This window comes from Streptomyces sp. NPDC093544 (genome assembly GCF_040683495.1).
In the GTDB taxonomy this organism is placed as follows: Bacteria; Actinomycetota; Actinomycetes; order Streptomycetales; family Streptomycetaceae; genus Streptomyces.
On sequence record NZ_JBFBEA010000032.1, the window covers coordinates 22872 to 35353 of the forward strand.

Below are 12482 nucleotides of genomic sequence, written 5' to 3' on the forward strand. Positions count from 1 at the left end.
CAGGGTGCACCTCGCGGTGAAGGCCGGGCCCCACCCCACTAGAGTGGGGCCCGGACCTGTACCGCCTTCACCGTGTCACCCGAGGAGCACCCCGTGCTTGAGGCATTCTTCGAAGCCCTGCTGGCCCTGGTTTGCGTCGGCGTTCTCGCCTTCGCCGGGCTGACCGTGAAGAAGCTGTACCAGGGCCAGCGCTGACCACCACGAAGAAAAGCTGCTCATGATCGAGATCCCGTCCGACCTGCACAAGGACCTGCTCCCCATTGCCTTCCTTCTCGGCAACTGGGCAGGCGCGGGTGTCCACGACTTCCCCGGCTCCGAGAAGTGCAACTTCGGGCAGGAGGTCACCTTCACCCATGACGGGCGGGACTTCCTGGAGTACCACTCGCACACCTGGGTGCTCGACGCCGACGGGAACAAGGTCAGGCCCCTGGAGTCCGAGTTCGGCTTCTGGCGGATCGACCCCACCACCCGCAAGGTCGAGGTCGTCATGACCCGCGACGACGGTGTCGTCGAGATCTGGTACGGCGACCTGGCCGCCAAGCAGCCGCAGGTCGATCTGGTCACGGACGCCGTGGCGCGCACGGCCGCGTCGGGCCCGTACACCGGTGGCAAGCGGCTCTACGGGTACGTGAAGAGCGACCTCATGTGGGTCGGCGAGAAGCAGACCCCCGAGGTCGAGCTGCGCCCCTACATGTCCGCGCACCTGAAGAAGGTCGTCACCCCGGAGGACGTCGAGCGCTGGGCCAAGGCCCTCCCGGACGACATGCCGGACGACGGCATCGCGTTCTTCAAGTAAGCCGTCAGGTAGGACAATGCCAAGCCCGCCGCCAGCGGTCTTATGCACCACAAAGACGAACTTCACGCTGTTCTGATCCGGGCCGGTCACTCTGCTGGAGTGACCGGCCCCACAGCTGTTTCCCGCAGTACCCACGGCGCTCACGGCGCCCCCAGTGCCCCCAGCTCCAAGGTGCTCGTCGTCGACGACGAGTACGCCGTCCGCGAGCAGCTCGCGGAAACGTTCCGCCTGGCCGGCTTCGAGGTCACCGCCGTCGCCAGTGGCGTCGCCGCGCTGAACACCGCGTACGCGGAACCGCCCGACCTCGTCGTCCTCGACATCCGCCTGCCGGACCTCGACAGCCTGGAGGTCGCCCGCATCCTGCGTGACGACGGCCACGACGTCCCGGTGGTCTTCCTCCCCAAGCCCTTCGTCCTCGAGAACATCGTCACGCGCGTACGGCAGATCCTGACTCCCTAGACGCGGCCTACACTGGGCGGCGTGGTAAGCACCGACTGGAAGAGCGATCTGCGGCAGCGCGGTTACCGGCTGACTCCGCAGCGGCAACTTGTGCTCGAAGCGGTGGACACGCTGGAGCACGCCACCCCGGACGACATCCTGGTCGAAGTACGCAGAACGGCCTCGGGTGTGAACATCTCGACGGTCTACCGGACGCTGGAGCTCCTCGAAGAGCTCGGCCTGGTCAGCCACGCGCACCTCGGGCACGGCGCGCCGACGTACCACCTCGCCGACCGGCACCACCACATCCACCTGGTGTGCCGGGAGTGCAAGAACGTCATCGAGGCCGACACCAAGATCGCCGCCGAGTTCACCGCGAAGCTCCGCGCGACCTTCGGCTTCGAGACGGACATGAAGCACTTCGCGATCTTCGGCCTCTGCAAGGACTGCTCGCTCAAGAATTCAACTACCAAGTCGTAGGCTAGGCATATGAAGAGCCCTCTGCTGTCCCTGCCCGGCGCCGTCTCCGCCGAGGGTGTGGACGAAGGCGTCGCCGCCCACTACGGAGACCTGTTCCGCGAGCAGCGTGCCCTCGCCGACGGCGCCGGCTTCGTGGACCTCTCGCACCGCGCCGTCGTCACGGTCACCGGAGACGACCGGCTCACCTGGCTGCACCTGCTGCTCACCCAGCATGTGACGGACCTCCCGGCGGGCCTGGCCACCGAAGCGCTGATCCTCTCCGCGCACGGCCACATCGAGCACGCGCTGTATCTCGTCGACGACGGCACCACGACCTGGATCCATGTGGAGCCCGACAGCCAGGACGCGCTGATCGCGTACCTGGAGTCCATGAAGTTCTTCTACCGCGTCGAAGTCACCGACCGGACGGCCGAGTTCGCGCTCGTGCACCTGCCGGCGGGATCGATCGCCGAGGCCCCGGAGGGCGTCGTCGTACGCGAGACGCCGTACGGACGTGATCTCTTCCTCCCGCGTACGGAACTGGAGTCGTTCGCGGAGAAGAGCGGTCCGGCGGCCGGGCTGCTCGCGTACGAGGCCCTGCGCGTCGAGAACCACCGCCCACGCCTCGGCTTCGAGACCGACCACCGCACCATCCCGCACGAGCTGGGCTGGATCGACAGTGCGGTGCATCTGCAGAAGGGCTGCTACCGGGGGCAGGAAACCGTCGCCCGCGTGCAGAACCTGGGCAAGCCCCCGCGTCGGCTCGTCTTCCTCCACCTCGACGGCACCGAGGTCCTTCTCCCGCCGCCCGGCACGGAGTTGCGCCGCGCGGACGAGGGCCCCGAGGGCCGCAAGATCGGCGTCATCACCACCTCCGTACGCCACCACGAGCTGGGCCCGATCGCCCTGGCGGTGATCAAGCGGAACGTGCCGCTGGACGCGCCGCTGCTCGCGGACACGACGGCGGCGGCGCAGGAGGTCGTGGTCGAGCCGTAGGGCTCACATTTCCAGGAGCACGGTGAACGGGCCGTCGTTCGTCAGTGAGACGCGCATCTGCGCGCCGAACCGGCCCGTCGCCACCGTCGCGCCCAGGGTGCGGAGTTGGGCGACGACCTCGTCGACCAGCGGCTCGGCGATGTCGCCGGGGGCGGCCGCGTTCCAGGTGGGGCGGCGGCCCTTGCGGGCGTCGCCGTACAGCGTGAACTGGCTGATGACCAGCAGCGGCGCGTCGACGTCCGAGCAGGACCGCTCCTCGCTCAGCATGCGAACCGACCAGAGTTTGCGGGCGAGTTGGGCCGCCTTCTCCTTGGTGTCGTCGTGGGTGACCCCGACGAGGACGCACAGTCCCTCGCCGCTGATCTCGCCGACCGTCTCGCCCTCGACGACGACGCTCGCGCCGTCCACTCTCTGCACCACCGCACGCATATGGACCATCATGCCGTGCGCGCGAACGGCGGCCCGGTGCGGGCCCTTCGTGTGATTTCCCGGGTCGCCAAACCCCCATCTGGGGCCGATCGGGGGCACTCGGTCACATAGCGACCACTCGGAGTGGCACCATGCGGGTGTTGCGGTGCATTCATGGGCGCATTCATGGCGCATCCGTGGGACGGACCGCGCCGGTCGAGGGGACGGTAGAGGCACATGAGCACACCGAGTAGTGGGCAGCCGCCCGGGGTCGTGTCACTGACCCGTACGAGCCCACGGGCGGGACGGACAGGACGGGCGGCGGGGATGACGGCCCGGCCGCCGGTGCAGCGCACGGACAGCTCGCCTCCCCTCTCGGCTCCTCTTGACCGGGAGGTGTCCCCAGCTGTGGACGGTCCGCAGAGCGACCTGGCCGTGCTGCGGCTGCCCGAGCTGCGCGTGCTGCGCCGGGATGCCCAGCGGGACGAGGCCGACCTCAGCTATGTGCGGCGGCTGCTCCAGGGCCGCATCGACATCCTGCGGGCCGAGCTGGCGCGCCGCGGGGGACTGCGGGCACCCGGTGCGGGGCAGCCGCGCGTCGTCGGTTCCGGGGAGCTGTCGGTCGTCCAGCGGCTCTCGGAGATCCTCACGGACGCGCCCGCCCGGCACCGTTCCTCGGCCCGCCATGTGACGGTGGGCACGCCGCACGGCGAGGAGTACCGCCGGCTGGCCTCGGACATGCTTTCCGAGGTGGAGCTGTCCGACCTCGATGCCCGTACGGACGAAGAGCTGGGCGCGGGAATGGGACGGCTCGTACGGTACGAGCAGCAGGTATCCCGGCGCCGCCAGCAGCTCCAGCGCACCGCCGACGACTGCAGCGCGGAGATCGCCCGCAGGTACCGTGAGGGCGAAGCGCAAGTCGACGACCTGCTCATGTGAGGGACCTGTTCGTGTGACGTGGCGCCCCGGTGATCCTGGGGCTGTCCCGGTACGGCTGCCCGGGCGGGTCCCCGTCACGGAAGGCCACAGCCCATGTCCGCCGCCGCGAGCACCGATTCCGTCATACCCCCCGTCCTCGCCGAGGTCGTGCGCTCCGGCTTCGTCGAGAGCCGTCACCGGGGGAGCCTGGTTCTGCTGGCCGCGGACGGGTCGGTCCAGCTGGCGCTCGGAGACCCGGCGGTGCCGGTGTTCCCTCGTTCGTCGAACAAGCCCATGCAGGCCGCAGGGGTACTGCGGGCGGGGCTCGACCTCGCCGGTGAGCGCCTCGCCCTCGCCGCAGCGAGCCATTCCGGAGAGATCTTCCACCGTGACCTCGTACGGAAGATGCTGGGCGAGCACGGACTGACCGCCGCGCAGCTCCAATGCCCGCCGGACCTCCCGCTGGACCGGGTGGAGGCGGAGACCTACCTCGCCGCGGGCGCCGTACGCGACCGGGTCACCATGAACTGCTCCGGCAAGCACACGGCGATGCTGGCGGCGTGCGTGCGGCGGGGCTGGCCCCTCGACTCCTATCTGGACCCCGGGCACCCCCTCCAGCAGCTCATCCACTCGGTGGTCGAGGAGGCGTCCGGGGAGCCCGTCGCCGCGGTGGGTACGGACGGCTGCGGGGCGCCGCTTCTCGCGATCAGCCTGACCGGCCTGGCCCGTGCCTTCCGCTCCTTCGTCCTCGCGGCCCCCGGCTCCGCGGAACGCCGCGTCGCCGACGCCATGCGCGCCCACCCCGAGTACGTCGCCGGCACCCGCCGCCCCGACACCTGGCTGATGCGCGAGGTGCCGGGCGCGCTGTCGAAGATGGGCGCGGAGGCAGTGCAGGCGGTTGCCCTGCCGGACGGGCGGGCGGTTGCGTTCAAGATCGAGGACGGCGGGGGGCGGGCGCTGGGGCCCGTGCTGGCGAGGGCGTTGGGGTTGCTGGGGGTGGACGCGCCGGTGGTGTCGCGGATCGGGAGGGTGGCGTTGATGGGTGGGGCGCGGGAGGTGGGGGAGGTGCGGGCGGTGATGTTCTAGCCCGTCCGGTGCTGGAGATCTTTCAGCCCGTCCGGCGTTTGAGGACGAGCGCCTTCGGCGCGATACGGGGGTCTGGGGGGCGGAGCCCCCCAGGAACAAGGGACGGGCAGGGGCGGAGGGGGCGAAATAATCCCCGCGACACCCCATCCCCGTACATCTAGCGTGGCCTCATGACCCATCGCGACGCCATCGACGTACGAGCGATCACCGAGGCCGAGATACCGGACTGGATCCGCGCGCTGAACACGGGTTTCCTGCGCTCCCCGGCGGTGGCGGAGACGGAGATCCGGGACCGGAGTTCGTACATCGTCCCGGAGCGCACCCTCGCCGCGTTCGATGCCGGCCGCTGCGTCGCGACCTTGCGGTCGTTCGCGCAGGAGCTCACCACGGTGGGCGGCACCCCCGTCCCGGCGGACGCGATCTCGAACGTCACCGTCACGGCCACACACCGCCGCCGAGGCCTCCTCACCCGCATGATGGCGACGGACCTCGCGGCGGCGAAGGAACGGGGCGACGTGGTGGCGACACTGATCGCCGCCGAGTACCCGATCTACGGCCGGTACGGCTTCGGCCCCGCCACCTCCACCGCCGAGTGGACCATCGAGGTACCCAGGACAGGCCTCGACCGTCGCTGGTCGGGCCCGGCCGACGGCGGCCGTATCGACCTCGTAGACGCCGAGGACGTCCGCAAGACCGGCCCCGAACTGCACGAACGGCTCAGGCGCGCGCAGCCCGGCGCGGTCAGCCGCGACGAGCGCTGGTGGCAGATCAACACCGGTGTGCTGCAACTGGACAGCTCGGCGTGGACGGAACCGTTCTACGCCGTGTACCGCTCGGCGGCCGGCGAGGTCGAGGGTCTCGTCTCGTACGAGTCGGACGACACCTGGCACGACAAGCAGCCGCACAACACGGTGGACGTGAACTGGCTGATCGCGGCGACGCCGGCGGCGGAGCGCGCCCTGTGGCGGTACCTCTGCTCGATCGACTGGATCACCAAGGTCAAGACGGGCTGGCGGGCCCCCGACGACCTGCTGCCGCACTTCCTGCCCGACCCGCGCGCCGCCCGCATCACCACACAGTCGGACTGGCTGTGGGTGCGGATCCTGGATGTCGTACGGGCTCTGGAGGCGCGTACGTACGGGGGTACGGGGACGCTGGTGCTGGAGGTGACCGACCGGGACGGGCTGTCGGCCGGGCGGTACCGGCTGGAGGCCGGGCCGGACGGGGCGTCCTGTGCGGCGACCACGCTGGACGCCGAACTCACCCTGGACGTGGGCGAGTTGGCGAGTCTGTGGCTGGGCGACGAGTCGGCGGTGCGGCTCGTGGCACTGGGCCGGGTCCGGGAAGAACGAGCGGGCGCCGGCTCCGTGGCCGACGCCCTGCTGCGAACGTCCAGGCGACCGTGGTGCCCGGACATCTTCTGAACGAGTCGAACGAGTCGAACGAGTCGAACGAGTTGAACCAGTCGAACGAGTCGAACCAGTGCGGGCGTGCTCTCTCTGCGGGCTCCTTCCGTGCCGGTGTTGGCCGTTGATCCGTAGCTTCTAGCTATTGAGTTGTGGTTGTGGGTGGTGCTGGCCGACCGAGCTCCCGGCTCCCCTCCGGAGGGGAGCCCGGTCAGCCGGACTGTCCGGACGGTGGCGCCCGATCAGCCGGACTGGGCGAGCAGCATCACGATGATCACAGCTCCGATGCCGCTGAGCATGGTGTTCTTGGCCTTGATGCCGATGGTCAGCGCGACGAACGCGATGATTCCCATCGGCCCGTACTTCCACTGGATGAGCTGTTCGAATCCGATGGCGAGGGCGGCGACGACGAGGGCGACGAGCGGCATGACGGTCCCTCCTTGGGGACAGGGAGGCGAACCTCCGCTGGGAACGGCTGGGAACCGTCCACCTGGTCGACGCTTGCGACTCTGGCGGCCAACCCCCGGGAAGTTTGACCATGTTGCTTAAGTTGGTTACCAACTTAAGGATAGTTATCTCCACGTTGGGTCGACTCATAACCACCTATCGCGTAACTGCCCAAAGATGGCGGGAAGTTGTAGGGTTTGGTCGTGGACCCGGAACATGTCGCCACCAATGGGCGAAACAGGTCACCACGGTCACTGGCGTCGCATCGCGAAGTGGCCGACGAGCTGCGCAGCCGGATCAGGTCCGGTCAGCTGCGGGCCGGCCAGCGCATGCCCACGCAGGCCAGACTGGCGGACGAGTTCGGCGTCGAGCGTGGGGCCGTACGGCAGGCGCTGCGCATCCTGCAGTCGGAGCAACTGCTCGTCAATGTGTCCAAGGGGAGCCCGGCGACCGTCGCGGACGATCTGCGAAGGGTGCTGACCGGGTCCGAAGCCCCGCCGCAGCCCACCACGGTGGCGCTCGGCGCGAGGATAACGGAGGCCTTCGCGGCCCCTCATGTGGAGATCGACGCGCTGTGCCTGACGTCGATCTCGCTCACCCTCGCCATGGGCGAGCCGCTCCGTCAGATCCACGCCGAGCGAATAAAACCGGCCAGGATCGACGTCCGTGTCCTGCTCCCCAGCAGCGACATCCCGCTCGCCTTCCCGGCTCCGGTGGATGTGTCGGCCGACGGAGGGATCCATGACGACCGGCTCCAGCGCAACTGGCTGGCCAACCGCAACGCCCAGGGTCAGGTCCTGCGCCACAACCTGCTCGCGCTGCGTGCCACGCACGGCATCGAGGTCAACGTCACCTTCCGTGCGCTCCCTTTCACGCCGCCCGTGAAGCTGTATCTGCTCAACGGGTCCGAGGCGCTCTTCGCGTACTACACCCTCGCCAGGCGCGAGGAGGAGATCGACCATGTGCACCTGGAGATGTACGACGTCCAGGGCACCCAGTCCATGCTGTTCCCCTTCTTACAGGGGGCCGGGCTGCGGGACACGACGTTCGTCGAGCAGTCCCACCTGTGGTTCAACGCGCTGTGGGAGACCATCAGCTCGGAGCTGCTGCTCACGAGCTGAGGCCTCCTGGGTGGGGGGGTGTCCGGTTCGGATTCACGCGGGTCAGAGGGCGGGGCCCGTGACCATCAGGGCCAGGACGACCGCCCCGATGGAGCTGCACGTGGGGCTCTTCGCCTTGATCCCGATGGTGAGCAGCAACAGCCCGACGATGCCCGTCGGGCCGTAGTGCCATTGGACGAGCTGCTCGAAGCCGACGACGAAGACGGCGGAGAGGAGGGCGATGACGGGCATGGTGGTTCCTCCTGCTTCTGGGCGAGATGAAGGGGGAAGCAAAACTTCCGCCAACTTGGCTAAGTTGGCAACCAACTGTGCTTAAGTTGTCCCCACTTGGCTGGTACTCATAAACAACTTTCAAACAACTCCCCATAGATGGATGAGAGTTGTAGCGTTTGGTCGTGACCCAGGAGAACGTGGCAGTGAACGGCGACAGAAGACTCTCGTCCCAGGAGATCGCCGACGCCCTGCGGGACCGCATTCGTGCCGGGGACCTCAGGGCGGGTGACCGCCTGCCCACCCAGGCGGAGCTGGCGGAGGAGTTCGGCGTCGAGCGCGGCACCGTCCGCCAGGCCCTCAGCTCACTCCAGAGCGACGGCCTCCTCAGCAACACCGGCAGGGGCAGCCCGCCGCGGATCGCGGACGTACCCCCCACGCGCGACGAACCCCAGCCGACGATGGTCGGCCTCGCGCCGCGCCTCGCCGAGGCGTTCGCGGCCCCGCACGTCCACATAGACGCGGCGTGCCTCACCGCGGAGACCCTGATGCTCGCCCTCGGCGAACCGGTGCGCCTGATCCACGAGGGCACCATCCGCCCGGAGTCGATCGACGTCCGGATCCTGCTGCCCTCCCGGGACATCACCCTGGCGTTCCCGGTCCAGGTGGACGGCCGCACCGACGACGACCCGGTCCACAAGCGCTGGCTCGACCAGCGCAACGCCCAGGGACACGTCCTGCGCCACAACCTCCAGTCGCTGCGCTCCTCCCACGGCATCGAGGTCCGGGTGACCTTCCGCGCCCTGCCGTTCACCCCACCGGTGAAGCTGTACCTACTCAACGAGTCGGAGGCGCTGATCGCGTACTACATGATCACCAGGCGCGAGGAGACGGTGGACAGCGGAGGAGTACTCGACATGTACGACGCCCTCGGCTCCGCCTCCCTCCTCTTCTCCTTCGAGAAGCGGGCCGGTCATCGGGATGCCTCGTTCGTGGAGCAATCCCAGAAGTGGTTCAACGCCCTCTGGGAAACCATCACCACGGACCTGACACTCTCCTAGTGACTCCTGATACAGCGCAGACTGAACCGGTGGCGACAGAGACAGAGAACCTCCGGGAAGTGATCGAGCGTGCTCGCTTCGTCCTCTTCGACTTCGACGGGCCGATCTGCCGGCTGTTCGCGGGGCATTCCGCGGAGGATGTGGCGAAGGACCTGGTGGAGTGGCTGGAGAGGCAGGGGCTGCGGGGGCTGCTGAGCGATGAGGAACGGGTCCATCTTGATCCGTGGGCTGTTCTGGCCGCAGTCGACCGTGGTCATCCGCGCAGTGATCTGGTGGTCGAACTGGAGGAGCGGCTAACCCAGCACGAGCTCAAGGCGGTGTACTCCGCCTGGCCCACCGCGTTCGCCGATCCGTTGATACGGACCTGGAGCGCGGTCGGAGCACGGCTGGCGATAGCCACCAACAACTCGCCCAGCACGGCCGCCAGGTACCTTGCGACGCGCGGTCTCATCGAGTGCTTCGCGCCGCACATCTACGGCCGCACTCAGGATCTGCGTCTCCTCAAGCCGGACCCGCATTGCCTCAATCGCGCTTTGAACGCATTGGGTGCTGCCCCGTCGACGGCTCTCATGATCGGCGACACTCCCTCAGACCTCCTTGCCGCCGAGCAAGCTGGAGTCCCGTTCCTCGGCTACGCGCGTAACGAAGGGCAGGTCGAGGCGCTGCGCAAGGCGGGGGCGCAGGTCGTGATGGGTTCGCTGGAGCCGCTGTTGCAGATTCTGTGGGGGCGGCCCTGATGTCGGCCGGGGCTTTCGCGCCCTGTGCGACGGGCGTCATTCCGTTTGCCGGGCGCGGGCAAGGGCAAGTTGGTAACCAACTGGCGCGAGTTGTTTGGGTTTGGTCCCGCTGGCGGGACCCTGTCCGACGAAGGTATCTGGATGGCACGGAGTTGTAGCGTTTGGTCGTGACTCAGGAGAACGTTGTAGTGAATGGCATTACGAGGCGCTCGCACGATGAGATTGCCGACACCCTGCGAGGTCGCATCCGGGCCGGTGAACTCAGGCCCGGGGACCGTCTGCCCACCCAGGCCAAGCTGGCGGACGAGTTCGGCGTCGAGCGCGGTGTCGTCCGCCAGGCCCTGCAGATCCTTCAGAAGGACGGGCTGCTCAGCAACGTCACGAAGGGAACCCCGCCCCGCGTCGCCGAACTCCTGCCGACGCGCGGGGAACCGCAGTCCACGATGGTCACCTTGACGCCCCGGCTGATCGAGGCCTTCGGGGTGCCCCATGTGCGCATGGACGTCGTCTGCCTCACTTCCGAAACCCTGATGCTGGCACTGGGGGAGCCGATTCGCCTGATCCACGCGGGCGAGCTGACTCCTGAATCGATCGAGGTCCGCGTCCTGTTGCCGGACAGGAACATCCAATTGGCCTTCCCCGCCCCGCGGTTGGGCTGGGGCCGGGACAAGGACCAGGACCACAAGGTTCACCAGCACTGGCTGGGATTGCGTGACTCGCAGGTGCAGGTGGTGAAGCACAATCTCGAGGTCTTGAAACGGGAAGCCCCCTACGAAATCGACGTCAGCGTCACTTTCCGGGCGGTGGCCCTCACACCGCCGACCAAGCTCTACCTGCTGAACGGACAGCAGGCCCTGATGGGTTACTACATGGTCGCTCGGCACGACGAGGTGAAGGACAGTGAAACGCTGGAGCTCCACGATGTCCGGGGCCTGAGCTCCATCCTTCTCCCCTTCGACAGCAAGACGTCTCAACGCGACGCGGCTTTCGTGGAGCAGTCCCAGAAGTGGTTCGACTCTCTCTGGGAGACGATCGCCACGGAGCTGTCGACCATGTAGCGACGCCGTGGCTCAGGCCTGGATCATCAGCAGGATCAGCAGCACAGCGGCTACAGATGAGCATGTGGCGTTGCGTGCTTTCAGTCCAATTCCCAGCAGGCACAGGCCGATGATCCCGATGGCGCCGAACTTCCATTCCACGACCTGCTCGAAGCCGATCACCAGCGTGGCTACCCCGAGCGGCAGTATGGGTGTGATCTGCATGACTCCCCCTGGCCTGTCGTCAACCTACCCACCAATTGGACTGGTTGACTTAGATTGGATTTGCCCGGTCGGGTTGTGTGCTAATCATCAGTCCAGTGGGCAAGGTTGATTGGCTGGAAGTGGTGTGTCGAGTGACTGTGGGCGGTAGGTTCGGCCTGTGAGTGAGTCGCGAAGTTCGGAAAGTGGAGGCAGGGAGTTCGCTCGGGTGGAGACCGCACTCCGCGAGCAACTGTCGAACGGGACGTACCGCCCCGGGGGGCTACTGAGGCCTCAGCGGGAGCTGGCTGACGAGTTCGGGGTCTCCAGGGACACGGTTCAGCGAGTTCTGAGGCTGCTGGCCCAGGAAGGGTGGATCGAATCGCGGCAAGGCAGTGGCAACCGTGTGCTGAAGGTGCCGCGCGTCGGCCCGGGGGAGAGGCGACCCGCACGGCGGGGCAGGGCATCGCTCGGTCCGTTGCTCGACGAGGCCTTCGAACAGCCCGAGGTGTACCTGGATGTCTTCTCTCTGACCTCCGAGACGTTCTACAGCCACCTCAGGGTCCAGACGGAGCGCATCAACGCCCGAGAGATCACCCCGGGAAAGCTGCGGGTTCGCTTGATGCTGCCCTCGGAGGAACCGGGACCGGCCTACCCCCGGGCCAAGGATCCGTCCGACCGCCAGATCTGGGAGCGTTGGCGTCGCATGGCGCGGGACCACTGCAACCGGTCACGAGCGCTGATCAAGGAACTGCAGGTCGACAGTGCAGTGGACGCGGCACTGGAGATCCGTCGAGTGCCGCTGACTCCTGAGTTCAAGCTGTATGTGCTCAACAACTGCGAGATGCTGCACGGCCCTTATGAGGTGGTCGAGCGCACGATCACGCTCGACGACGACGCGGCGACAGAGGTTGATGCGCTGGACGTACTGGGCCTCGGCTCGACCCTCACATACCACCGTCGAGAGGACGATGACGAATCGCACGACTCCGAGTTCTTCGCCAGCCATCAAGGCTGGTTCGAGTCGTGCTGGAAGCACCTGGGCGTGGTACAGGAGGGCACCTGAAACGGTGACGGGGCGATACCAAGCGTCGGTATCGGGCAGGGGCTGTCCAGATAGTGACACGGTGTGAGGCCAATCACGTGAAGGACTACTGTGTG

16 protein-coding genes are annotated in these 12482 nt (G+C 67.6%); 12 read left to right on the plus strand and 4 right to left on the minus strand.

The annotated features are described in order from the left end of the window. Positions 1-217 precede the first annotated feature (217 nt). From AB0N66_RS35890 to AB0N66_RS35905, 4 genes are all read left to right on the plus strand, one after another. Positions 218-796, plus strand: coding sequence for an FABP family protein (locus AB0N66_RS35890; RefSeq protein ID WP_365443003.1), 579 nt, complete (start codon positions 218-220; stop codon positions 794-796). A 99-nt stretch (positions 797-895) separates the two neighbouring features. Then, entirely contained in the window at positions 896-1255 is a 360-nt protein-coding gene (locus AB0N66_RS35895; RefSeq protein ID WP_365443005.1) for a response regulator, read from the plus strand. 21 nt (positions 1256-1276) lie between these two features. Further along, the gene (locus tag AB0N66_RS35900; RefSeq protein WP_365443007.1) at positions 1277-1714 is read left to right on the plus strand and encodes a transcriptional repressor; all 438 of its coding nucleotides are present in this window, start codon (positions 1277-1279) and stop codon (positions 1712-1714) included. Positions 1715-1723: 9 nt separating this feature from the next. Beyond that, positions 1724-2689, plus strand: coding sequence for a folate-binding protein (locus tag AB0N66_RS35905; RefSeq protein ID WP_365443009.1), 966 nt, complete (start codon positions 1724-1726; stop codon positions 2687-2689). A 3-nt stretch (positions 2690-2692) separates the two neighbouring features. Here AB0N66_RS35905 and dtd read toward each other — a convergent pair whose 3' ends face one another. Continuing rightward, positions 2693-3118: a D-aminoacyl-tRNA deacylase gene (gene dtd / locus AB0N66_RS35910; protein ID WP_365443011.1), complete on the minus strand. Its 426-nt coding sequence runs from the start codon at positions 3116-3118 to the stop codon at positions 2693-2695. A gap of 216 nt (positions 3119-3334) precedes the next feature. On the opposite strand from dtd, the gene AB0N66_RS35915 reads away from it, so the two are divergent. From AB0N66_RS35915 to AB0N66_RS35925, 3 genes are all read left to right on the plus strand, one after another. Further along, positions 3335-4036: an AmfC protein gene (locus AB0N66_RS35915; RefSeq protein ID WP_365443013.1), complete on the plus strand. Its 702-nt coding sequence runs from the start codon at positions 3335-3337 to the stop codon at positions 4034-4036. A gap of 93 nt (positions 4037-4129) precedes the next feature. Continuing rightward, the gene (locus tag AB0N66_RS35920; protein WP_365443015.1) at positions 4130-5101 is read left to right on the plus strand and encodes an asparaginase; all 972 of its coding nucleotides are present in this window, start codon (positions 4130-4132) and stop codon (positions 5099-5101) included. A gap of 170 nt (positions 5102-5271) precedes the next feature. Continuing rightward, positions 5272-6525, plus strand: a complete 1254-nt coding sequence (locus AB0N66_RS35925) for a GNAT family N-acetyltransferase (RefSeq protein ID WP_365443017.1) — start codon at positions 5272-5274, stop codon at positions 6523-6525. A gap of 224 nt (positions 6526-6749) precedes the next feature. Here AB0N66_RS35925 and AB0N66_RS35930 read toward each other — a convergent pair whose 3' ends face one another. After that, entirely contained in the window at positions 6750-6935 is a 186-nt protein-coding gene (locus AB0N66_RS35930) for a hypothetical protein (RefSeq protein WP_365443019.1), read from the minus strand. A gap of 216 nt (positions 6936-7151) precedes the next feature. Here AB0N66_RS35930 and AB0N66_RS35935 point away from each other — a divergent pair, with 216 nt between their 5' ends. Then, on the plus strand, positions 7152-8075 hold the full coding sequence (locus AB0N66_RS35935) for a GntR family transcriptional regulator (RefSeq protein WP_365443021.1): 924 nt from the start codon (positions 7152-7154) through the stop codon (positions 8073-8075). Positions 8076-8117: 42 nt separating this feature from the next. Here AB0N66_RS35935 and AB0N66_RS35940 read toward each other — a convergent pair whose 3' ends face one another. Continuing rightward, entirely contained in the window at positions 8118-8306 is a 189-nt protein-coding gene (locus tag AB0N66_RS35940; RefSeq protein ID WP_365443023.1) for a hypothetical protein, read from the minus strand. 158 nt (positions 8307-8464) lie between these two features. Between AB0N66_RS35940 and AB0N66_RS35945 the strand changes: the two genes are divergently transcribed. From AB0N66_RS35945 to AB0N66_RS35955, 3 genes are all read left to right on the plus strand, one after another. Beyond that, positions 8465-9346, plus strand: a complete 882-nt coding sequence (locus AB0N66_RS35945) for a winged helix-turn-helix domain-containing protein (protein WP_365443025.1) — start codon at positions 8465-8467, stop codon at positions 9344-9346. Beyond that, on the plus strand, positions 9346-10083 hold the full coding sequence (locus AB0N66_RS35950) for an HAD-IA family hydrolase (RefSeq protein ID WP_365443027.1): 738 nt from the start codon (positions 9346-9348) through the stop codon (positions 10081-10083). Before AB0N66_RS35945 ends, AB0N66_RS35950 begins: the two co-directional genes overlap by 1 nt. A gap of 161 nt (positions 10084-10244) precedes the next feature. Next, positions 10245-11141: a GntR family transcriptional regulator gene (locus tag AB0N66_RS35955; protein ID WP_365443029.1), complete on the plus strand. Its 897-nt coding sequence runs from the start codon at positions 10245-10247 to the stop codon at positions 11139-11141. Between the two features lie 12 nt (positions 11142-11153). Here AB0N66_RS35955 and AB0N66_RS35960 read toward each other — a convergent pair whose 3' ends face one another. Beyond that, positions 11154-11345 (minus strand): hypothetical protein, encoded by a 192-nt coding sequence (locus AB0N66_RS35960; RefSeq protein ID WP_365443031.1) that lies wholly within the window; start codon positions 11343-11345, stop codon positions 11154-11156. Between the two features lie 205 nt (positions 11346-11550). Here AB0N66_RS35960 and AB0N66_RS35965 point away from each other — a divergent pair, with 205 nt between their 5' ends. Then, positions 11551-12387, plus strand: a complete 837-nt coding sequence (locus AB0N66_RS35965; protein ID WP_365443033.1) for a winged helix-turn-helix domain-containing protein — start codon at positions 11551-11553, stop codon at positions 12385-12387. Positions 12388-12482 lie beyond the last annotated feature (95 nt).

Bases quoted from the DNA above. Each gene is read 5' to 3' on its own strand.
- AB0N66_RS35920 (WP_365443015.1), top strand. From the start codon at position 4,130: ATGTCCGCCGCCGCGAGCACCGATTCCGTCATACCCCCCGTCCTCGCC.
- AB0N66_RS35925 (WP_365443017.1), top strand. From the start codon at position 5,272: ATGACCCATCGCGACGCCATCGACGTACGAGCGATCACCGAGGCCGAG.
- AB0N66_RS35905 (WP_365443009.1), top strand. From the start codon at position 1,724: ATGAAGAGCCCTCTGCTGTCCCTGCCCGGCGCCGTCTCCGCCGAGGGT.
- AB0N66_RS35915 (WP_365443013.1), top strand. From the start codon at position 3,335: ATGAGCACACCGAGTAGTGGGCAGCCGCCCGGGGTCGTGTCACTGACC.
- AB0N66_RS35890 (WP_365443003.1), top strand. From the start codon at position 218: ATGATCGAGATCCCGTCCGACCTGCACAAGGACCTGCTCCCCATTGCC.
- AB0N66_RS35960 (WP_365443031.1), bottom strand. From the start codon at position 11,345: ATGCAGATCACACCCATACTGCCGCTCGGGGTAGCCACGCTGGTGATC.
- AB0N66_RS35930 (WP_365443019.1), bottom strand. From the start codon at position 6,935: ATGCCGCTCGTCGCCCTCGTCGTCGCCGCCCTCGCCATCGGATTCGAA.
- AB0N66_RS35940 (WP_365443023.1), bottom strand. From the start codon at position 8,306: ATGCCCGTCATCGCCCTCCTCTCCGCCGTCTTCGTCGTCGGCTTCGAG.
- dtd (WP_365443011.1), bottom strand. From the start codon at position 3,118: ATGCGTGCGGTGGTGCAGAGAGTGGACGGCGCGAGCGTCGTCGTCGAG.